A 21,669-nucleotide genomic window follows, 5' to 3' on the forward strand; every position below is an offset into this window, starting at 1 on the left:
CAGCAGCAGCGTGTGCGACACCCCGGCGAACAGATCGAACAACCGGAAGGAGAACGCGACGATGTCCCGACGCAACTCCCGAGCATCCGGAGCGCGTTCTCCCGGTTGCACCGCGGTCGACGCGTCGTCGACTGCCGACACGAGAGGACCCGGCGGGTAGGAGATCAACAACTGCGCTTGCCGACGCATCGCCGTCTCGAAGGAGTTCTCACCGGCGCCGATGCCCTCGCGGGCGCTGCGGACGGTCATCCCGACGACGTCCTCACCGACAGGCCTGCGCTCCGCGTCGTAGGTGTCCGTCAGGCCGTCCGCGGCGATGCCCCGCACCGAGAGGGCCACCTTCCACGCCAGATTGTGCGCGTCCTGAATGCCGGTGTTCATGCCCTGAGCGCCGGTCGGAGGGTGAATGTGCGCAGCGTCCCCGGCGACGAAGACGCGTCCCCTGCCGTACGCGTCGACGATGCGGTGGCTGATCTTGAACACGGAAGACCACCGCAGATTCCGTGCCGTCGTCGGTTCTGGTGACAACCGGTCCAACACCGCCTGGATGTGGTGGAGTTCGGGCGCCGGCCCACCGGTGAAGCCGTGCACGATGCCGTCGCCGGCACTGGGCGCGGCCGTGAGCTCCTCCGGCACGAACATCGACATCCGGTAACGACCGTGGCCGGGAAGTGGGATCGCCACCAGCAGATCGTCGACGGTTCCGTCCTCGGTCCGGTGTGAGCTCCTGACCCCGTAACCCGGTGGTAGCGACCAGTCGACCTCGATGTCGCCCAGCATGTAGCCCTCCGCGAACGCCCCACCCTCGAACGTCAGTCCCAGCTGCTTGCGCACCGCGCTGTGGGCCCCGTCGCAGCCGATCAAGTACTGCACGTCCGCCGTCGATCCGTCGGTCAGGATCGCAGCGACGCGCTGCCCGTCCTGCTCGAACGACGCCAGCCCGACGCCCCGCTCGACCACAGTCCCCAGCCCGGCGAGATGCTCGGCGAGAATGCGTTCGGTCTCGTACTGGGGGAGTCCGGCGAACCAGTACGGAACATCCGGCGGCAACGTCAGCTCGATTCGGCCGACCTCGACACCTCCGTCGAACGCGATCTGACCCCGCATCGGCACCGAAGCATCGAGGATCGCACCGGAGACGCCCATGTTCTCGAACACCTCCAGCGTGCGCGGCTGAATACCAACGGCTTTCGCGTACTGCGGCGGAGTCGACGCGGAATCGACGATGCGGCAGTCGATACCTCGCCTACGCAGCTCTATCGCCGCGGTCAGCCCGATGGGTCCCGCTCCGGCAATCAGCACATCTGCGCTCACGTGTACGCCACCTCCGTCGCATGATCGAACGAGGACGAGTATGGGCCGCAGCGACATGCTGCGGCCCATACTCGGATCGATCTCATGCTTGGCGGATGACTGCGACGATCATCCCTTCAGCTCGCGGGTGATTCGGTGGTAGATCCCGCCGGACGTCAAGCCACCGTCGACGACTATCTCGGTCCCGGTGATGTAACGAGCGGCGTCGGACAACAGGAATGCGACGGACTCGGCGATCTCCTCCGAGTCGGCGACACGACCTGCTGGAACGGACTTCAGGCTGGTGTCGACGAACTCCGAAGAGCCCGAGTGCAGCAGTGGGGTGTCGACAAGGCCGGGATGGATCGAATTGACGCGGACATCGTGCTCGGCGAATTCGAGTGCACCGACCTTCGACAGACCACGTACTCCCCACTTGCTGGCGCCGTATCCGGCCGCGAAGTAGCCGAGCATGCCGGCGATGGACGAGACGTTGACGATGGACCCACCTCCTCGCACGAGCAAGGACGCGCAGAACTTCATGCCGTAGAACACCGAACTCAGATTGATGTCCATGACGCGGTGCCAATCTTCGACGGTCGTCTCGACGATCCCCGCTCGGTGGCTGACGCCTGCATTGTTGACGAGTCCGTCCAAGCCGCCGTCCACGTCTTCGATGCGTTCCACGAGTTGCTGCCAGGAGTCCGGCGACGTCACATCGAGAGCGTGAAACTCTGCGAGGCCACCGTCGGCGACGATCTCTCCCGCCACCTGTTGGGCCGAGGTGGACGAGATGTCGGTGACCCACACCTTCGCGCCGCGCTGCGCGAGCAACTGCGATTCGACTTTGCCCATACCGCTGCCCGCGCCGGTCACGAGAACGACTTTTCCTTGAAAACTCATGTCTGCGCTCCCTATCCGGTCTTCAGCTCGGTGCCCTTGGTCTCGGCGACGAAGAAGACCGTGACGAACGTGAGGATGGCGCAGAACACGAAGTAACCGGCCGGAGCCAGTGCGTTGCCGGTCATCGAGATCAGCCACGTCGCGATGAACGGCGCGGTACCACCGAGGAGCATGTTGGTGGTGTTGTTTCCGAGTGCGAGACCGCTGTAGCGCACCGATGTCTTGAGCATCTCGACGTAGGTGACGTACGAAGCGCCGTTGACCACCGAGACCGCGATGAACAGGACGGACTGGCCGACGACGGCCTGCCACAAACTGCCGCCCGCCATCATCATGAACATCGGCACTCCGAGGACGATGGATGCGAAGCTGCCGCCGAACAGCACCGGCTTGCGACCGTACTTGTCGGCCATGAAGCCCGCGATCGGAAGGGTGATGACGCCCAGGACCAGGGCCAGGGAGGTGGAGAGGAATGCTGCCTGGGCAGTCTGGCCGCCTTCGGTCCTGAGGTACGTCGCCGCGTAGACCGAAGCGATGTAGTAGCCGCCGGTGATGAGTGCGCCGAGAAAAATGATCTTGACGACGCTTCCGCGGGAGGTGCTCAGGAGCTCCGAGATGGGTAGCTTCTTGGTCTCGCCCTTGTCCTCGAGCTCCTTGAACTCCGGTGTGTCGTCGAGCTTGCTACGGATCCAGATGCCGACTCCGCCGATGACGAGGCTGAGCAGGAATGGGATTCGCCACGCCCACGACAGGACCTGGTCCTCGGTGAAGACGGTGTTCAACGCCAGTGCGCACAGTGACGCCAACAACGAACCGATGTAGGTGCCGGTGTTGACCATCGAGGTCTGAGTCGCACGCCACCGAGTCGGTGCGGATTCCGAGACGAAGGCGTTCGCTCCGCCGAGTTCGCCGCCTGCGGCGAATCCTTGAAGGCATCGACACAGCACCAGGACCGAGGTCGCCCACACTCCGAGGGTGACGTACGTCGGCAGCAGTCCGATTCCGGCTGTCGCGATGACCATCAGCAGGATGGTCCAGGACAGCGCGTTCTTTCGTCCGTACTTGTCACCGATGTGTCCGAAGAAGATTCCACCGGGAACGCGAAGGAAGAAGGCAACAGCGAATGCCGCGAAGGTTCCGAGCAACGCGGCGGTGGGATCTTCCGATACGAAGAACAGGGCTGCAATGGTCGTGGCCATGTAGCCGTAGATGCCGAAATCGTAGTACTCGACGACGGTTCCGACGACGGCGGCGCGTATCACCGTCAAGGGGGATTGCTTCACCGTGGTCGACTCATCGGCCTCGCGGCCGGGCTCGGAGTGCACGGCGCTCTCGTTGGTAGTCATCATTGTTCCTCAGTGGTCAAGGGTAGGGGAGTGGAGAGGTCAGATCGCCAGCGCCTCGGCGCTCGCTGTTGCGTGCGCGGCGTTTCGGCCGGCGATGCGACCCATCGTCAACGCGTTGGCTACTGCGTTACCGCCGCCCACGTAGCGCAGGCCGAGAACACCGGCACCTGCCTCACCGGCGGCATAGAGTCCGGGAATCGGAACGCCGTCGGTGTTCAGTACGGCCGAGTTCCGGTCGATCTGCAGTCCTGCGTGTGTGCAGACCAGTTCCGCGGGGAGGATGCGTGCTGCGTAGAACGGGCCCTGGTCGACCGGGTCGGGATTCTCGGTGCTCCCCTTGTTCGACAACGTCCGATGACGCAGGAAGTCGGGGTCCTCGCCGCGCGGCAGGTTAGCATTCCATCGCGCGACGGTAGCGTTCAAGGCCGTCACGGGGACCTGCATCAGGTCGGCAAGCTGATCGAGGGTGTCGGCCCGCAGGGTGCGGCCGGCGTCGGCCTCCTCGGTGACACGATCGGCTGCCCAATCCGCATACCCCACGGGCAGATTCACCCGTGCGTTCTCGTCGAAGACGATCCACGCCGAACCGCCCTGGTGATCGATGATGCCGGTAGAGACGGCGTAGGAAGCGTCCTCGTCCATGAATCGTCGTCCTGCGGCGTTGACGTAGATGCGTGACTTCGGCGGGAATCCGGACTGCCAGTGGTGGTACCGCTGGAAGTAGACAGTGGGAAGCATCAGGCCCCATCCGTCACCGGCGATCGACGCGTCCACCGCCTCGGCGAAGCGAAGATGGTCACCGCGACTGCCTTCGGCGGCAACGACGAACAGCGAGTCGCCTGCCTTGTTCGCGACGGGATAGTGGCGATCGACGAACGTCGGGTCCTGAGCGAAGCCTCCCGACGCGACGACGACAGCGCCTGCACTGAGCTCGACGTCGTCGGCGACGACACCGACGACGCGTCCGTTCTCGGAGAGCAGGGACTGAACGCGGGTATCGAGGACGACGTCGATGCCGTGCTTACGGCGAGCGGCGTCGAGAACCTGCACCAGTCCGTATCCCTGATCCTTCGGTACGTGTCCGCGCCATACGTCTTCGACTCCCGCCTGACTCAGCCCCGGCTGATGAGCGTTGCCGGAGACCCTGACGGGAATCTCGACACCGAGCTCGATGAGCCATTCGAGTGTCGGTCCGGCGTTCTCGCAGAACGCGCGAACGAGTCCGGGCTCCAGCATCCACTGGTTCAGGTCCATGTAGTGCTGGAAGTACTTCTCGGCGCTGTCCTCGATACCGAGACCGCGCTGGACGGACGTCCCCGCCGCAGTGAACAGGCCGGCGGACAGAGCCGTCGAACCGCCGAGTTCCTTCAACGCCTCGAACAGAATCACCGAAGCGCCGTTCTCGGCTGCGGTTACAGCTGCCGCGAGTCCTGCACCGCCACCACCGATCACCACGACGTCGTAATCGTTGTCAGACATGGCGCGAGCCACCGTCGACGGCGATGCTGTGCCCGGTCACGTAGCGTGCGCTGTCCGACAACAGGAACAGGAGTGGACCGAAGACCTCCTCGGGTGCGCCGAGGCGGTGCAGCGGTACGGCGTCGAGCGCCTTTGCGAGGGCTTCGGGGTCTTCTTGGACCCAACGGGTCATCTCGGTGTCGATGTAGCCGGGTGCGATGGAGTTGACGCGAATGCCGATGTCGCCGAATTCCACAGCGAGGGACTCCGTCAGATGTGCGACGGCCGCCTTCGAGGTGCAGTAGGCGCCACGGCCCTTGCGGACACGCAGTGCGGACACCGAGGACATGTTGACGATGGCGCCGCCCTCGCTCATGTGCCTGCCTGCCGCCTGAGAACCGAACAGGACTCCCTCTACGTTGACGCTCAGCGTCGCATTGATCTGCTCCGGCGTGATGTCGGCAGCAAGGGCGAACGGGAAGATGCCCGCGTTGTTGATCCAGAAGTCGATTCGGCCGAACTCTGAAAGAGCGGTCTGCGCCAGGGCTTCGTGATCGTCGGCGACGGTGACGTCGATGCGCGCGCCGACGACCTTTCCGGGCTGGGCGACGAGCTTGTCGGTGGCCAGCTCGCGGTTCAGCTGCTCGGCTGTTTCCTTCATCTGCGCGTCGTTGATGTCGGCGCCTATGACGTTCACACCGCGAGCCGCAAGACCTTTGGCGAACACCGAGCCCATTCCGCGCGCGGCACCGGTGATGACGGCGACCTTGCCCGCGAGTTCCGGGTAGACCGCGGTCATCGTGCGGTCTACGACGCGTCCAGGATTGGTGGTGGTCATGAAATCTCTCCTTGCGAAAAAGTCTCTCGATCGGGCTGACCGGAGCAGAGCTTGCGGTGGCCCGGGAGATGTGCGATAATCGCACGCAGTGTGCGATACATATCGAACTGTAGGTGGTCCACCTCACAAACGTCAACAGGGGCGACAAGTGACTCATGGTTTCTCGGGTAAAGATGCTGTTCAGCTCGATTCGGGCATGTCGAAAACCCTTCATCACGGCCTGGTGGTTCTGGAGCTTCTGGCCGAGTATCCGAACGGACTGTCCATAACCGAGATCGCCGAAGGCATCGGCGTGCATCGCACTGTCGCGCACCGACTGGTGCGGACCCTGGAGGCGCATCACCTGTGCCGTCGGGACGACTTCAAACGAATTGCACTCGGGGCAGGACTCGTAGCGCTTGCCGAGCCCGTCGAGCAAGATCTCCGAACCGTGGCGCGTCCGGTGTTGGAGGAGCTCGCTGATCAGCTGGGTGCGACGGTGCATCTCGTCGTACGCGAGAACGACCGCGAGGTGCGAGCTTTGATGGTCGTCGAACCCCGCGGCGCGAAGGTACACGTCGCCTTTCGCGGCGGACAGGTGGATCCTATCGACCGCGGATCCGCCGGACTTGCAATGCTCGCCGCTCTGCCCGAGGTGGAAGGCGAGCGCGCAGAAGTGACCCGGGCCCGCGCCGTCGGCTATGCGGTCACCCAGGGTGAGGTCATTCCGTCTGTAGGTGGTGTGTCAGCGGTGATTCCAGGCCGCCGCGGTGATGCGCTGGCAAGTCTCGGCGCGTCCGTCTTCGAGATCGACGACGAAAAGCGCCTCGGCACAGCGGTGGTCGCCGCGGCGGCACAATTGGGTCGGCTGTTGCATTAGTCGTTCTTTGCCGGGACGATGCGGCCGCGGACGTCGCCGAAACCGATGCGGGTGCCGTTCGGTCCTGGTGCGTTGGCAGCGATGACTACCTCATCGCCGTCTTCGAGGAAAGTTCGAGTCTCGTCGCCCAGTATCGCGGGTTCCGCTCCGCCCCAGGTCAGTTCGATGAACGCCCCGCGCTGGTGCTTCTCCGGCCCGGAGATCGTTCCCGACGCGAACAGATCACCGGTGCGCGAGGTGGCTCCGTTGATGGTCTGGTGAGCGAGCATCTGAGCGGGTGACCAGTACATCTCGCGGTACGGCGGGTACGAGACGTCGTGGCCGTTCCAGGAGACGGTCAGGTCGATATCGAGTGCCCAGGACTGAGTTTCACGCAGATATTCGAGGGGTTGCGGCTCTTGGATCGGGGTGATGGTTCGCGCTGACTCGAGGGCGAGCAGCGGCACTACCCACGGCGAGATCGACGTCGCGAAGCTCTTGCCGAGATTGGGGCCGAGGGGCACGTATTCCCAGGCTTGGATGTCGCGGGCCGACCAGTCGTTGACGACTACGGCACCGAAAACGTGTTCTGCGAATCGGTCCGGTGTGATCGGGCCGTTCGACGGGATTCCGACGACGAAGCCCATCTCTGCCTCGATGTCGAGTCGAGTGCTCGGCCCGAAGGACGGCATCGCCTGATCGGGCGCCTTGCGTTGACCGTTCGGTCGCGCGATGTCCGTTCCGGAGACGACGACGGTACCTGAGCGACCGTGGTATCCGACCGGAAGGTGTTTCCAGTTGGGCAGCAACGGTTCTGCGTCGGGACGAAACAGGCGACCGAGATTGGTGGCGTGATGTTCCGAGGCGTAGAAGTCCACGTAATCGGCCACGTCGAACGGCATGTGCATCGTGACGGTGTCGAGCGGGTGAATTGCGTCGGTTGGGACGGAGTCTGTCGTGACGGCCTCGGTGAGCGTGGTGCGGACCTCGATCCAGCGCGCGCGGCCCTGAGCCATGAAGGGGTTGAGAGACGCGTGGTCGAACACGTCGTCGTGCAAAGCTTGCACGAGGTCGACGACGTTGTTGCCGAGCCGGACTCCGACGCGCTTGTCGGTCGTACCGGTCGAAAAGATGCCGTACGGGAGGTTGTCGATCCCGAACTCGGAGTTGAAAGGGACGTCGATATGTGTCACGTGGGGCTCCTTCGGAGCTGTGAGCAGAAATGTGCACCCTGGTGCACATTTCTACTCACAAGGGGTTGATGAGTCCTAGCGAAATCAGGTCGTCGAGCGGTTCACTGATACTGCAGGTCCCGAACGACAGGAATGCGCGGTCGGTGTCGATCGCGGCGACTTCTTTCGCCACGACATCGGGATCCCGGATCGCGAGGATGCGTTCGAGATCACGAACTGAACTACCGTCGGCCGCGGCCTGAGCTGCAAGCAGCACATTCAGATAGCCGTGCTGCTCGAAACCGTTGTCCGCGGCGGTGTTCCGGATCGCGTGATGAAGCCCTGCGGTGGCTTTGAACCGAACACCACGACGGGAGGCCTCGGCAATGCCCGCCGCCAGTTCCGCCTCGTCCGGATACAGGTCCGCTGTGACGCCTCCCGTGCGGAACTTCGCCCGGTAACCGCGCCGCTCGACGGCGTCGAAGATGTCGTGTCGGCGATCGTCGCGGGGGATCTCGACGTAGACGTCGACGTTGTCGGCGACGGCGCGCAGTGCAGTCAGGTCGGTGCCGTCCGGAATTGCGACCTCGACGGCTACGACCGAAACGCCTGGGATCGACTGCGCTGCTTCGAGTCCTGCAGCGACGCTCGACGGGCCTCCAGGAGCGGTCAACGACAGGTCGATCTTCGTGGGCGTCAGCTCATGTAGTCGCGGGATCGGGAAGACGAACGGCCCGACGAGATGTGCGTAGGCTGCGTCGCGGTAGCCGAGGTGCTGCGGCACCGCGTGGCCCAGAGGTGCGTTGCCGGGCGGGAACAGGGCTGCGTCGTCGCACAGTCCGTGGAAGAGCTCCGGTATCGAGGATGCGGTCACGACGCAGGTCCTCGCCCAGCCCAGCTCCAGGCATAAGCCGGGTCTTCGCAGGCGAGCGCGCCCTCGCCGAGTTCGAGGGGGCGGAACGTGTCGACCATGACGGCGAGTTCGTCGAAGAACTCGGCGCCGATACTACGTTCGTACGCGCCGGGCTGGGGACCATGAGCATGTCCGCCAGGATGGATGGAGATCGAGCCCTGCTCGATGCCCGAGCCCTTACGGGCTTCGTAGTCGCCGCCGACGTAGAACATGATCTCGTCGGAGTCGACATTGGAGTGGTAGTACGGCACCGGAATCGACAGCGGGTGGTAGTCGACCTTGCGCGGCACGAAGTTGCAGATGACGAAATTGTCGCCCTCGAACGCCTGATGCGCAGGCGGGGGCTGGTGCACACGACCGGTGATGGGTTCGTAGTCGGAGATGTTGAACGTGTACGGATACAGGCATCCGTCCCAGCCGACGACGTCGAACGGGTGGTTCGGATACACGTAGCGGGTGCCGACGATTCCAGTGGATCCACGGTGTTTGACGAGGACCTCGACATCTGTGCCCTCGGCAAGCAAAGGGGCGGCCGGACCGTGAAGGTCACGCTCGCAGAACGGTGCGTTCTCCAGGAGCTGGCCGAACTTCGACAGGTACCGCTTGGGCGGGACGATGTGGCTGTTCGCCTCCATCGCGTAAGCGCGTATCTCGCCGTCGGGGACCCAGCGATGCGTCGTCGCGCGGGGGATCAGTACGTAGTCGCCTTGGCGTGCCTGCAGTGCGCCGAACACGGTTTCGACTGTAGCGCTGCCGGATTCGACATAGACCATCTCGTCGCCGGTCGAATTACGGTACAGCGGCGACGGCTTCGTGGCGACGACGTACGAGATTCGGACGTCACCGTTTCCGAGGATCAGTCGGCGGCCGTCGACCACGTCGGTCTCTGCGACGACGTCCGGCGGGAACAGATCGTGCAGCTTCAGGTGTCGTGGTTTTAGTGGGTGATTCGGCGTCGTCGACTGGTCGGGTAACTCCCAGACGGTCGCGTCGACGATCGCCGATGGGATGTGGCGGTGATAGAGCAGCGACGAATCCGAGGAGAAGCCCTCCTCGCCCATCAACTCTTCGTAGTACAAGCCTCCGTCGGGTGTCCGGTGCTGAGTGTGACGCTTCGGCGGTACCGAGCCGAGTTGCCGGTAGTAGGCCACGAGATCTCCTAGATGTGTCCTGAGCTGATAGTAAACACATTAACTAGTTTGGAGTGATCTGTGCAACCCTGGCCGTCAATTGCGCCCGCGAACGTCGAACTGGCTGCGGTTGGTGATCAGCTTGTTCAGCAGCATGACGAGAATCCGCTGCTCGGGTTCGGTGAGGACGCTTGCCCACGCCTGTTCGCGCTCGTTCTGTTCGGCGAAGGACTCGACCATGCGGGTGTGTCCGTCGTCGGTGAGGGCGAGTCGGACCGATCGGCCGTCGACCTGGTCGGGTGTCCTGACGAGCAACCCGTCGGCAATGAGTGTCTTGGACAGGTTGGATACCGCGGCTCGGCTCATTCCGCTCAGTTCGGCCGCGCGCTTCGGTTCGATCGGTCCGGCGAGCCAGGTCACGAAGAGCAGGCGGAACGAGGACCACGACCAGCCGCGCGGCCGATGGATCGAGGATTCGAGGTCGTAGGTGACGATGTTCGACGCGCGGTTGAGCGTCAGGAGTACTTCGGTTGCCAGTTGATGTTCGAAGCCGTACTCGCCCGCGAGCTTGGAGTTGGCTGCGGCGATGAACGACCAGAAGTCGGGTTCGTCGGAATCGGTCACGTCAGTAACCCTAACGACCGTGCTAGAAAATAAATGTATGTATCAAATATCGTCGCGGGACACCGTTCGGCAGGCGACACGCCAACTGCCGTTCTCGTGGACTACTCGGTCGTGGACCACGGTGAAGCGTACGAGTCGAGTGGCGCCACCTCGAGGAGTCGCCATGATCTGCAGATAGCAGTCCACGTCCAGTGAGCCGTCCTGGCGATCGTCGACGGAGAGATTCGTGATCACATGGCGGCGCTTTTCCCGTGCGGCAGTGGCATCGGCGAAGAACTGCTCCGCAAACGCCGTCAGCGCGGCCGTGCCGACTGCGGGCTGCGGGTAGCTCGGTGAATCGAATACCCCGTCCTGGGTGAACGTGCGCGCCCATTCGTCCGCGCGTCCCGAGTCGATCGCATGACTTTGGCGGCCGTAGAGAAGTTGTATCGCAGTAGCAGTCTCCGCGTCGATCATGAAGCTCCCTCAGCCGTGCGATAAACGCACATAATGTGCGATTCGTAGTCGCGAGAGTATGTCGGTCGCTCGAGTAGGGTCAAGTCAGATTTCCGCCGCCGGCGACGAGCAAGGGGAGTGACGTTGACGCTGCTGATCCATCGTGCGACACGCACGAGTGTTCTCGCGTCCGCTCTGGCCGATGTTCTGGCCACGCCGTTGTCGGATCCGTTCGCGGCCGAGGTCGTCTCCGTCCCCGCACGTGGTGTCGAGCGGTGGTTGACGCAGCGGCTGTCGGTTTCCCTCGGCGGTGACGGGGGCGACGGCGTTGCCGCCAACATCGAGTTCCCCTCTCCGGCAAAGCTTGTCGACGAAGCCCTGGCAGATGCTGCGGGCTTCGACCCGGTGGACGACGCGTGGTCGACGGATCGAGTTCTCTGGGCGACCCTCGCGGTCCTCGACGAGTCGATGGACCAGCCGTGGTGCGCGGTGGTGGCGCACCACCTCGGGCACGGTGCCGACGACCATCGCGCCGGACGTCGGTGGTCCACGGCGGCCCATCTGGCGGGTCTGTTTCGCACCTACGGAGCGGACCGGCCGCTCATGCTCGTCGACTGGCAGCGCGGCGTCGACAGTGACGGACTCGGTGGCGACCTGCCGGAGGATCTGCGATGGCAAGCCGAGCTGTGGCGCGCGGTCCGTGAACGTATCGGCACGCCGAGTCCGGCGGAACGGCTCTCGGAAAGCTGTGACGTCGTGCGGAGCCGTCCCGATCTTCTCCGGCTTCCGGACCGATTGTCGATCTTCGGCGCTACTCGTCTGACGACCGATCAACTGCAGGTGGTCGCAGCCATTTCAGCGCATCGAGACGTGCACTTCTGGCTTCCGCATCCCAGTCGTGCGCTGTGGGACGAGAGGGCGCGGTCGAATTCCATCGTCAAGCGTGCGGACGACCGATCGATCCTGACGATCGATCACCCGCTGCTCGCCAGCCTGTCCCGGGACGTCCGAGAGCTCCAGTCGAGACTCCTTGCTCTGGACGCCAGGATCGTCGATCGCGCCGAGGAAGAATCCTTCGAAGTACCCACCCTGCTCGGACGTGTCCAAGCCGATATCGAAGCTGCACGCGCGCCGGTGCATTCGGCGACACCCGACGGAACCATCGCCGTGCACGCGTGCCATGGCGCGGCCAGGCAGGTGGAGGTCCTCCGCGAGGTGTTGCTCCACGCCTTCGAGGAGGATCCGACACTCGAACCGCGTGACGTGGTGGTGATGTGTCCGGACGTCGAGACCTACGCACCGTTGATCAGAGCGACGTTCGGACTGGGTTCGCTGGATCATCCCGGGCACTCGCTCAGGGTGCGCCTCGCCGACCGCAGTCTCCGTCAGACCAACCCGATGCTGTCCGTCGTGGCGACAGTGCTCGATCTCGCCGTCGGGCGGATCACCGCGAGCGAAGTTCTCGACTTGCTTGCCGCCGAACCCGTTCGACGGCAGTTCTCGCTCACCGACGACGATCTGGAACGACTCCGCGAGTGGACGCAGGTGGCTGGCGCACGTTGGGGCCTGAACTCCCGGCAGCGACGCGATGTCGGCTTGGACGACTTCACCGAGAACACGTTCTTCGCCGCCGTCGATCGACTGCTTCTGGGAGTATCGGCCGACGAAACCGCGCACCACTGGCTCGGACGTGCCCTGCCCGTCGACGACGTCGACGGCAGCGACATCGATCTGACCGGGCGTCTGGCGGAATTCATCGACCGCCTTGCCAGCGTCGTACGCGACATGCAGGGAACCTCCACCACGTCCGAGTGGCGTCGTGCCCTGGTTCGAGCACTCGACCTCCTCGCCGACGTGGCACCGGCCGACGCGTGGCAGCGAGCGCAGGCACTGCGTGAGATCGCGGCCGCCACACGTCACGGCGATGCGGCACCGCTCCGGCTCGCCGACGTCCGGGCCATGCTCGCCCGAGCGCTCGCAGGCCGCCCGTCTCGAACGAATTTCAGGACGGGCGAGCTGACGGTGTGCACCATGGTTCCGATGCGTTCGGTTCCGCATCGGGTGGTAGTACTTCTCGGCCTCGACGACGAAGTGTTCCCCCGCACGGGCGGCATGGACGGGGACGACGTGCTCGCCAGGGATCCAGCACCTGGTGAACGGGACGTCCGCAGCGAGGACCGTCAGTTGCTGCTCGACGCGGTGATGTCCGCCGGGCAGAAATTGTTGCTGTTCTACACCGGCGCCGACCCCGTGAACGGATCCACCAAACCTCCGGCGATACCGCTGAGCGAGCTGCTCGACGTCGTACGCACCACCGCAGGCGCCGACGTGGTCCGCCGACATCCGTTGCAGCCGTTCGATGCGCGAAACTTCGATGCCGAGAATCCGTTCAGCTTCGACGCCGTGTCGTTGAAGGGTGCGCTCGCCGCCCAGAAGGACAGCGTCCCCGCCGACGAGTTCCTGCCGAGTCGCCTGCCGGCCCGCACGCCGACCGATGTCGCGCTCGCCGACCTGGTGTCGTTCTTCGAGAACCCGATTGCGGGTTTCCTGAAGCAACGCCTCGGTGTGCGGATTCCCGAGACCGACGACGACATCGCCGATTCGCTCGACATCACCCTCGACGGCCTTCAGCGGTGGGAAGTCGGGGACCGGATGTTGAACGAGATGCTCTCCGGTACCGAGCTGGACGACTTCCGTGCGGCGGAAATGCGTCGTGGAACGTTGCCGCCCTTCGAATTCGGAGCCCGGTCCCTGAGAGACATCGTCACCGGCGTCGACACTCTCTACGAGGCCTCGCGAGAGATACACCTCGTTCCTCCCCGCGTGGTGGACATCTCGGTGGACCTCGGCGGTGGACGCAGGCTCACCGGGACGGTCACCGGAATTCACGGTGACGTCATCGCGCGCACGTCGTACTCCAAGCTCGCTCCCAAGCACCGGATCGCTGCGTGGATCAGACTTCTGGCCGTTGCTGCGCAGGACGGTTCGCGTCCCTGGCTGGCCGTGACGACAGGCCGCGGGATGGGATATCACCCGATGCGATCGACGATGAACGCGCCGACCGACGCTCTCGCGGTGTTGGCGGAGTTGGTTGCGCTGCGCGACACGGGCCTCGACGCACCACTGGCGATCGGGCCCATCGCGTCGTCGGTCTATGCGGAGAGGAGAACGGCGGGACTGCCTGCCGAGGACGCGTGGAAGGACGCGAGCGACAAATGGTCCGACAGGTTCGGTGACCACTCCGACCGCAGTATCGCGTACGTACTGGGCCCCTCCGCGCCCCTCGCGGCTCTGACCCGAGGCCACTGGAACGAGTTCCCCTCCGGAGCAGGTGCCGAGAAGACGGTGTTCGAATCGCTCGCCGGGGTGGTCTGGCGCCCACTGCTGGCGAACGAGGAGGTACGGCGACCATGACGGACTTCGACCTCTACGGTCCGCTCCCCACCGGCACCACAGTGCTGGAAGCCAGTGCGGGCACCGGAAAGACCTACGCGATAGTCGGATTGGCCACGCGCTACGTCGCCGAGGGCTTGTGCGACATCTCGCAACTGCTACTCGTCACGTTCTCCCGAGCCGCCACGCGGGAACTGCGTGATCGAACCCGCGCGCGGTTCGCCTCGGTGGCAGCACAACTCGCGTTGCCCGGTCCGCACGACGACGGCCTGGTGGCCTTTCTGGCCGAGACCACCGACGAGGAAGTTCTGGCGAGACGGCAGCGTCTGCTGCAGGCACTGTCCGAGTTCGACTCCGGCACCATTGCGACGACGCACAGCTTCTGCCAGCGGATGCTCGACAGTCTGGGCATCGCGGGGGAGAACGAGCCGGACGCCGTGCTGGTGGAGAACGTCGAGGACCTGACGATGGAGGTCGTCGACGACACCTTTCTTCGTCGCTACGCCAAGGTCGCGGACCGGGATCCGCCGATGACGCTCACGGAGGCACGCGAGCTTGCGCGAAAGGCCATCGCCGACAGGCAGTCTGTCCTGGCACCCGAGATGGATGTCGATCCTGCCGTCGGACATCGAGTGTCGTTCGCCGAGGAGGTACGCACCGAGGTCGGCCGACGCAAGCGGATCGCAGGAATCCGAGACTTCGACGATCTGCTGGAGCTACTGCACGGGGTCTTGGCGGATCCTGAGCTCGGTGAATTCGCGTGCGCACGTGTTCGTGAACAATTTCAGGTCGTCCTCGTGGACGAATTCCAGGACACCGACCCGTGGCAGTGGGGAATCCTGGCCCGCGCCTTCCACGGAAACTCGACGCTGCTTCTCGTCGGAGACCCGAAACAAGCGATCTACGCGTTCCGCGGCGCCGAGGTGTTCAGTTACCTGGACGCGGTGTCCGTTGCCGATCACCGGCTCGAGCTCACCACCAACTGGCGAAGCGACGCGGGCCTGCTCGCGGGACTGGAACACGTGTACGGCGGCGCTGCGCTGGGCCACGAGGGCATCGTCGCTCACCGGGTCGGCGCCACGCACGAGTACTCCAGGCTCAGCCACGGCGAGCCGCTCCAGGTGAGGTACCTCCCACGCACGGGTGCGGGCCCGTTGAACCGGTCCGGATTCCCTGCTGTCGACAGAGTGCGAGGCATCGTCGCCGCCGATCTCGCCGCGGACATCGCCGAGTTGATCGCCGGCGGCACGACCATTCGACTGAACGGCGTGGAACGGCAGGTCGAACCAGGAGACATCGCGGTCCTCGTCCGATACAACGCGCAAGTTCCGCTCGTTCGTGACGCTCTCGATCGGGTAGGCGTTCCGTCGGTGCTGACCGGGGGATCCTCGGTGTTCGAAACGCCCGCGGCAACGCAGTGGCTGTGGCTGCTTCAAGCGATGGAACAACCTCACCGAGCCGATCGCGTCCGGATGGCTGCGCTCACACCGTTGCTGGGTCGTACGGCAGAGCAGCTCGACGCCGGTGCCGACGACATCGTCGCCGGGCTGAGCAGCAGCTTGCGAGAATACGGAAACCTCTTCGGTCGAGCGGGATTCGCGGCCATGTTCGAGAAGCTGAGCGGAGACACGGCATTGGAGGCGCGCCTCCTGGCACTCGATTCGGGGGAGCGCGCGCTGACCGACATTCGCCACGTCGCACAGCTGTTGAACAAGGCGGCCGTCGAAGACCTGCTCGGCGCAACCGAACTCGTCCGGTGGCTGACCGAGCGCATCAGCCATCCGCATGCGGTGAACACCGGAGAACGCAGCCGCCGACTGGACAGCGAGGCTGCAGCAGTGCAGATCGCAACGATCCACGCGACCAAGGGACTGGAGTTTCCGGTCGTGTACCTGCCGTTCGCGTGGCACGCGACATCGCCGCAGAAGCCCGCGACGCTGGTCTACCACGACGACGAACACCGACGAATCCTCGACGTCGGTGGTGGGCGCGGTCAGGGGTGGGGTGCGAGAAAAGCACTGTCCGACAAGGAACAGGCAGGCGAGGAGCTACGCCTGCTGTACGTGGCGCTCACGAGAGCCCAGTGCCGAGTCGTCCTGTGGTGGGCGCCTGCGATCACGACGGCCGGGTCACCGCTGCACCGAGTGCTGTTCGGCCGGATGCCGGGTACGGCGGAACTGGAGCCGAGACCGAAGGTGCTCGACGACGCTGCCTCCGTGAACAGGCTGGAATCATGGGCAGGGGCCGCGAACGGGACAGTCGCGGTCGAACCGGCCGAACGCCGCGATGCGCGTGCGCCGGTCGACTCGACGCCCCGTGTGCAGCCGGCGCTCGGCGCGGCGGTCTTCGGACGCTCGCTCGACATGCTCTGGCGTCGTACGTCCTACTCCGCCATGACCGCGGCGGCCCACGAGGGGCCAGGAGTGCGCAGCGAGCCCGAGCAACCGGGGATCGAAGACGAACCCGACGAGCCTGCGTCGGGTCCGGTGGTCGGACCCGACGACGACATGCAGAGCATCCCGTCCCCGATGAACGGTTTGCCCGCCGGAGCGGCGTTCGGAACCCTGGTGCACGAGATTCTCGAGCACCTGGACACGTCCGCCGACGACGTGGAGGCCGAGCTGCTGAGCCGATGCACCGACGCGATCGAGGAGAACGTTGCGGACATCGAGCCGCAGGCGCTGGCCGGCGCGTTGCTACCGGTGCTGCGCACGCCCCTGGGGTTCGGAACGCTGGAGGACATCGCACCGTCGGATCACTTGGCGGAGCTGAACTTCGAACTTCCTCTCGCGGGCGGTGACAACCCGACCGCGCAGGTCGTGACCATCCGGGGCATCGCTCGGCTCCTTCGCAGCCATCTGCCCGCGGACGAAGTCCTGGCCTCGTATGCCGACCGTCTCGAAGCCCTCGAATCACCGCCGCTGCGGGGGTATCTGACCGGAAGCATCGACTCGGTCCTGCGTGTTCACGAAGCAGGCCGGACGCGCTACGTCGTCGTCGACTACAAGACAAACAGAATCACCAGTGGTGACCTCACCGTCGAACACTTCACTCGCGAGCGCATGGCCCAGGAGATGATGCGCTCGCACTACCCGCTGCAGGCATTGTTGTATGCCGTTGCGCTGCACCGGTATTTGCGCTGGCGTCAACCGAACTACGACCCCCGCACCCACCTCGGCGGTGTGCAGTATCTTTTCGTGCGCGGCATGGCAGGCCCCCACACACCGGCCGGCTGCGGAGTCTTCGACTGGTACCCGCCACCGGCACTGGTCACCGACGTGTCCGATCTTCTCGCGGGACACGATCCGAGATCCGGTCGACCAGGTGGGGCAGGAGCGGAGCCGGCGGAGCGACCAGGTGGGGCAGGAGCGGAGCCGGCGGAGCGACCAGGTGGGGCAGGAGCGGAGCCGGCGGAGCGACCAGGTCGAACAGGAGGTTCGTCGTGACCGATGCGTCGTTGGTGAAGCGAGCGGACGGGCTGCTGAAGACGTTCAACGAGGTCGGCGTTCTGGCTCCGGCCGATGTTCACGTCGCCCTCCGGCTCGGTGCGCTCGGCGGAGAATCCGATCCGAATGTTCTGTTCGCCGCTGCTCTTGCGGTCCGGGCTGTGCGTTCGGGGTCGGTGTGTCTGGATCTGCGGAGGTTGAGGGACGTGACCGTCGACGAGGAGTCCGACGTCGACCTCGGTTCGTTGCCGTGGCCGGAGCTCGGGGATGTGTTGGCTGCGTTGCGGGCCAGTCCGTTGGTGACGGGAGGAGATCGCGGGCCGTTGGTCCCACTGCGTCTCGTCGACACCGACGACGGTGAACTGCTGTACCTGGATCGGTATCACCTGCAGGAGCGCACGATTCGGACGGTTCTGGAGACACGCGAATCGTCGAGGCCCGATGTGGACGTCGACGAGGTGAGGTCGCTGCTGCACGAGCTGTTCCTCGACGAGAACGGGCAGCCGACGATGGCCCCGGATCGGCAGAGGATCGCGGCGGCACTGGCTGCCACACAGTGGACAACAGTCATCGCGGGTGGCCCCGGCACGGGCAAGACGCACACGGTGGCCCGGGTGCTGGCGATGTTCTCTCGACAGTTCGGTCCGGGGATTCGGATCGGCCTCGCTGCTCCCACCGGCAAAGCGGCGGCGCGGCTCCAGGAATCGGTGACCGAACAGTCTGCAGCCCTCGGGCTTCCGCCGGGAATCACTGCCATGACGGTGCACCGGTTGCTGGGTTGGCAGCGGGGGAGCAAGAGCAGGTTTCGTCACAACGCAACCAATCGCCTGCCGTACGACGTCATCGTCGTCGACGAGACGTCGATGGTGTCGCTGACCATGATGTGCAGGCTGCTCGAAGCCGTTCGTCCGGAGACCCGGCTCGTGCTCGTCGGTGACCCGGATCAGCTGACGTCCGTCGACGCCGGTGCCGTCCTCGCGGACCTGGTGGCGCGTCCGATCCGAAGCATTGCTGCTGACGACGGCGGACATTCGGACGGACGACACGCCTCGCCGCTGACCGCGTTGATCGAGGACGACCTCGACGCCGTCAGCGATCCGCACGAGGCCGCGTTGTCGGCGAAGGAACGGGCCCGTCTGGCAGGCGGGGTCGTGCGGTTGAGCCGAGGCCGACGGTTCGGCGGTGCCATCGCGGAACTTGCCGTCGCTGTGCGCGACGGGCGAGCGGACGACGCAATCGCATTGCTGAAGGACAGACCGGACGAGCTCTCCTTTCATTCACCGTCGGAGCTGGACGAACTTCAGGCGGATGTTCTGTCCACCGCCGCGTCGGTGACGGACGCAGCCCGCGCCGGTGACGCATCCACGGCCTTGGCGGAGCTGGAATCGCACCGACTTCTGTGCGCACACCGTCAGGGCCCGTACGGGGTGCAGACGTGGGCGCGCCGAGCAATGGACTGGGTGGGCGAGTCGTCCGGCACCTTTCTCGATCCTTCGCGCTGGTACCCGGGCCAGCCGTTGCTCGTCACCGCGAACGACCACGACGCACGCATCTACAACGGCGACACAGGAGTGGTGATCGATACCGGAGGGGGCGCGTTGATGGCCGCGTTCCAGCGGGGACGCACGCCTCTGTTGGTGCATCCGAATGTGCTGTCGTCGGTGCAGACGGTGTACGCGATGACCATTCACCGCAGCCAGGGCAGCCAGTACGACACCGTGTCCGTGCTGTTGCCCGCGGAAGCCTCGTCACTGCTGACGCGTGAACTGCTGTACACGGCCATCACGCGAGCACGGAAACATGTGCGGATCATCGGTACCGAGGACGCATTGCGCGCCGGCGTGGAACGTCAGGTGCTACGAGCCAGCGGACTTCGCCGGACGATCGTCGAGTGACGACGCGGAGCCGAGGTGGCGACGCAGACTGACTGCGGTGTCCGACCACGACCGCGCCTGTTGTTCCCAGACGCGCGCCCGAGCCGGCGTACCCCGGCGACGGAGCTCGAACGCCCGAGCGGTTGCCCGGTCGGCGTGCACGCCCGCAGTGGCAGCCAGTTCGTCCAACCGGTCGGCGCCGCAGAGGGACGCCACCGTCACGCTGTCCAACGGACCGCCGGCGAGCTCGCAGAACGTGTGCAGTGATCGGAGGCCCTCTGGCACTTCGGCGGACGCCTGCCGTTCGGTGGATGCTGCCGCGACGGGGTGTGGCTCGTGAGCAAGCGCTACCGGTCCGCCGGCGCCGTCGGCCAGACCGACCGTCCACGCACTGAGGAACGACGGATGGGGCACGTCCCACACTTCGCGGAACGTGGCAACCGCGACCGTGGCGAGCAGATCCGCCTCGTCCCGCGGTCCGTCGACGGTGAAGTCCATCACCGTGCCGTCGAGCATCGGCTTCCCGGCCTCCGACCAGCCGAGACCGTGCAGGCGCCGATCGGCGGCCGTCATGTCGACGTCGTCGGGGTACAGGTAGGACGGCAACGACGCGACGCCGACGATGACGTCTCCGTCGATCGCCACGAGATCCACATACGGCCGCTGGCCTCGTTGTCCATGAGATGCCTGGGCCGAGGTGATGGTGACGTAGCTTCCCGTGGGCATCGCCGCGACATGAGCGGTGAGGTTCTTCTCGAACCGCTGCCACGCACCCGCGACATCGGCATCGAACACCCCGGCATCGAACGGACCGTGCTCGATACCACCCTGCTCGGTAGACACATGCGCTCCTTCGTCGAACCGGATTCTCGAAGTTTCACCCGGCTGTAGCCGCCGCCCTCGAAAGATATCGGCTGGGTCCGACAAAGTTGGTGAGGCACGAGTCAGAGAGAGTGAACGATCTCCTCCCACACGCCTGCTACCACGGAGTCCGTCGCGCCGGTCTGGGTGAACAGCACGGGGCAGTGGCCTCGTCGGTCGTAGAGTTCGATGGACGCTGTCGGGCCGCGTACGCCGGAGGTGACGGTGGCCCAGCATTCGGTGACGTGGGTCAGGTCCACCATCATCCGGCACAGTCCGGACGCAAGTGTCAGATTGCCGCCGGTCATGCGTGCGGCGATGAGATGATCGTGATGTATCTGCATGCATCCCGCGCCCGCGGTGACCATCGTCATGGGAAGTTCGAGGTAGGCGAGGTGCTCGAGCGCGCCCGCGATTGCCGTCGGATCGATCTGCCGCGTGCCGAGCGAGGCCAACGCCGGAAGCGCAGCCTGCCGGGCCACGCCGCCGTCGGCGAGGATCGAGTCGAACTGTTGAATCTGGTCGGCGCCCTCCCACTCGGTGAGAGCCTCCGCGTCGGAGACGGGGGTGCGGGGTCGTGGCACCACCGCGTACGACGGCCGCGTGCGCACCGATCTCAGTGCCTCGAACGCCAACCTGTCCGATCGGGGCGTCAGATAGCTTGCGTGCGCCGCGAACCCGGTGGTGTCGAACATCCTCAAGGTCGGAGGGAGGTACTGATCGGGGTCGGTGGCAACCGCGGCGTGGAGGCGAGACATGTTCATACGCAGCGAGATTCGATTTTTCGCAGTACGGATCGGTCCGCCGATCTCGGTGGGGACGTCGTAATGACCGACGTCGTTCATCACCGCCGGTCCCGAGACCGTGATGGCCACGGTCTCGTCGAGCAGGGGCAAGAACTCGGCAACTCCTGCGGCGCCGCCGCCGATCTGCTCGCCCGAGAAGTCCGGCTTGGTCAGCAGTGCGTCAAGGTCACTGATGGCGGCCGAGTCGCCCGCGTCGGTGGGTGCTGCAGCCGCGCAACGGCATTCACTGTGGCGGCCGCAGGGTCTGCGTGAGCCGCTGGGCAGAGCCGGCGGGCCGGGGGTGGATGTGGGATCGTCGGACCGATCCCCATCCGAACTGGATGGAGCGGACATGGTGAT

At 65.2% G+C, this 21,669-nt stretch carries 16 protein-coding genes; 4 read left to right on the forward strand and 12 right to left on the reverse strand.

The genetic code is table 11. From position 1 onward, the window contains the following. From CH289_RS18510 to CH289_RS18530, 5 genes are all read right to left on the reverse strand, one after another. Positions 1-1,371 (reverse strand): FAD-dependent monooxygenase (locus CH289_RS18510; protein WP_462052405.1); only part of this gene is annotated, 1,371 nt, incomplete at its 3' end. A 51-nt stretch (positions 1,372-1,422) separates the two neighbouring features. After that, complete coding sequence (locus tag CH289_RS18515; protein ID WP_033187819.1) at positions 1,423-2,196, reverse strand: SDR family NAD(P)-dependent oxidoreductase; 774 nt, start codon at positions 2,194-2,196, stop codon at positions 1,423-1,425. Between the two features lie 11 nt (positions 2,197-2,207). After that, positions 2,208-3,542, reverse strand: a complete 1,335-nt coding sequence (locus tag CH289_RS18520; RefSeq protein WP_371828557.1) for an MFS transporter — start codon at positions 3,540-3,542, stop codon at positions 2,208-2,210. Between the two features lie 39 nt (positions 3,543-3,581). Next, the gene (locus tag CH289_RS18525; RefSeq protein WP_033187993.1) at positions 3,582-5,021 is read right to left on the reverse strand and encodes an FAD-dependent oxidoreductase; all 1,440 of its coding nucleotides are present in this window, start codon (positions 5,019-5,021) and stop codon (positions 3,582-3,584) included. After that, positions 5,014-5,838, reverse strand: coding sequence for an SDR family NAD(P)-dependent oxidoreductase (locus tag CH289_RS18530; protein ID WP_020113019.1), 825 nt, complete (start codon positions 5,836-5,838; stop codon positions 5,014-5,016). The genes CH289_RS18525 and CH289_RS18530 overlap by 8 nt, the downstream gene beginning before the upstream one ends. A 196-nt stretch (positions 5,839-6,034) precedes the next feature. Here CH289_RS18530 and CH289_RS18535 point away from each other — a divergent pair, with 196 nt between their 5' ends. Next, positions 6,035-6,697, forward strand: coding sequence for an IclR family transcriptional regulator (locus tag CH289_RS18535; protein WP_179276833.1), 663 nt, complete (start codon positions 6,035-6,037; stop codon positions 6,695-6,697). Here the strand turns inward: CH289_RS18535 and fahA are convergent. From fahA to CH289_RS18560, 5 genes are all read right to left on the reverse strand, one after another. Continuing rightward, positions 6,694-7,869 (reverse strand): fumarylacetoacetase, encoded by a 1,176-nt coding sequence (gene fahA, locus CH289_RS18540; protein ID WP_037182316.1) that lies wholly within the window; start codon positions 7,867-7,869, stop codon positions 6,694-6,696. The genes CH289_RS18535 and fahA overlap by 4 nt on opposite strands. 55 nt (positions 7,870-7,924) lie before the next feature. Then, the gene (locus CH289_RS18545; RefSeq protein ID WP_094725135.1) at positions 7,925-8,722 is read right to left on the reverse strand and encodes a hypothetical protein; all 798 of its coding nucleotides are present in this window, start codon (positions 8,720-8,722) and stop codon (positions 7,925-7,927) included. Further along, the gene (locus CH289_RS18550; protein WP_037161184.1) at positions 8,719-9,912 is read right to left on the reverse strand and encodes a homogentisate 1,2-dioxygenase; all 1,194 of its coding nucleotides are present in this window, start codon (positions 9,910-9,912) and stop codon (positions 8,719-8,721) included. Before CH289_RS18550 ends, CH289_RS18545 begins: the two co-directional genes overlap by 4 nt. 75 nt (positions 9,913-9,987) lie before the next feature. After that, the gene (locus CH289_RS18555; protein WP_020113024.1) at positions 9,988-10,515 is read right to left on the reverse strand and encodes a MarR family winged helix-turn-helix transcriptional regulator; all 528 of its coding nucleotides are present in this window, start codon (positions 10,513-10,515) and stop codon (positions 9,988-9,990) included. Positions 10,516-10,557: 42 nt separating this feature from the next. Beyond that, complete coding sequence (locus CH289_RS18560) at positions 10,558-10,971, reverse strand: nuclear transport factor 2 family protein (protein WP_020113025.1); 414 nt, start codon at positions 10,969-10,971, stop codon at positions 10,558-10,560. 117 nt (positions 10,972-11,088) lie between these two features. Between CH289_RS18560 and recC the strand changes: the two genes are divergently transcribed. From recC to recD, 3 genes are read left to right on the forward strand one after another with little or no spacing between them, the layout of a single operon-like run. Beyond that, positions 11,089-14,364 carry an exodeoxyribonuclease V subunit gamma gene (recC, locus tag CH289_RS18565; RefSeq protein WP_080738289.1) on the forward strand — a complete coding sequence of 1,092 codons (3,276 nt, stop codon included), beginning with the start codon at positions 11,089-11,091 and terminating at the stop codon, positions 14,362-14,364. Continuing rightward, on the forward strand, positions 14,361-17,789 hold the full coding sequence (locus CH289_RS18570) for a UvrD-helicase domain-containing protein (protein WP_094728361.1): 3,429 nt from the start codon (positions 14,361-14,363) through the stop codon (positions 17,787-17,789). Before recC ends, CH289_RS18570 begins: the two co-directional genes overlap by 4 nt. Further along, positions 17,786-19,684, forward strand: coding sequence for an exodeoxyribonuclease V subunit alpha (gene recD / locus CH289_RS18575; RefSeq protein WP_037161177.1), 1,899 nt, complete (start codon positions 17,786-17,788; stop codon positions 19,682-19,684). The genes CH289_RS18570 and recD overlap by 4 nt, the downstream gene beginning before the upstream one ends. Here recD and CH289_RS18580 read toward each other — a convergent pair. Further along, a complete protein-coding gene (locus CH289_RS18580) occupies positions 19,646-20,506 on the reverse strand; it encodes a TY-Chap domain-containing protein (RefSeq protein WP_094713501.1) in 861 nt (286 codons plus the stop codon). The two genes, recD and CH289_RS18580, sit on opposite strands and share 39 nt — an antisense overlap. A 101-nt stretch (positions 20,507-20,607) precedes the next feature. Continuing rightward, on the reverse strand, positions 20,608-21,663 hold the full coding sequence (locus CH289_RS18585; RefSeq protein WP_094728362.1) for a ChuX/HutX family heme-like substrate-binding protein: 1,056 nt from the start codon (positions 21,661-21,663) through the stop codon (positions 20,608-20,610). Positions 21,664-21,669 lie beyond the last annotated feature (6 nt).

The organism is Rhodococcus sp. RS1C4 (assembly GCF_002258225.1).
GTDB lineage: Bacteria > Actinomycetota > Actinomycetes > Mycobacteriales > Mycobacteriaceae > Rhodococcoides > Rhodococcoides fascians_E.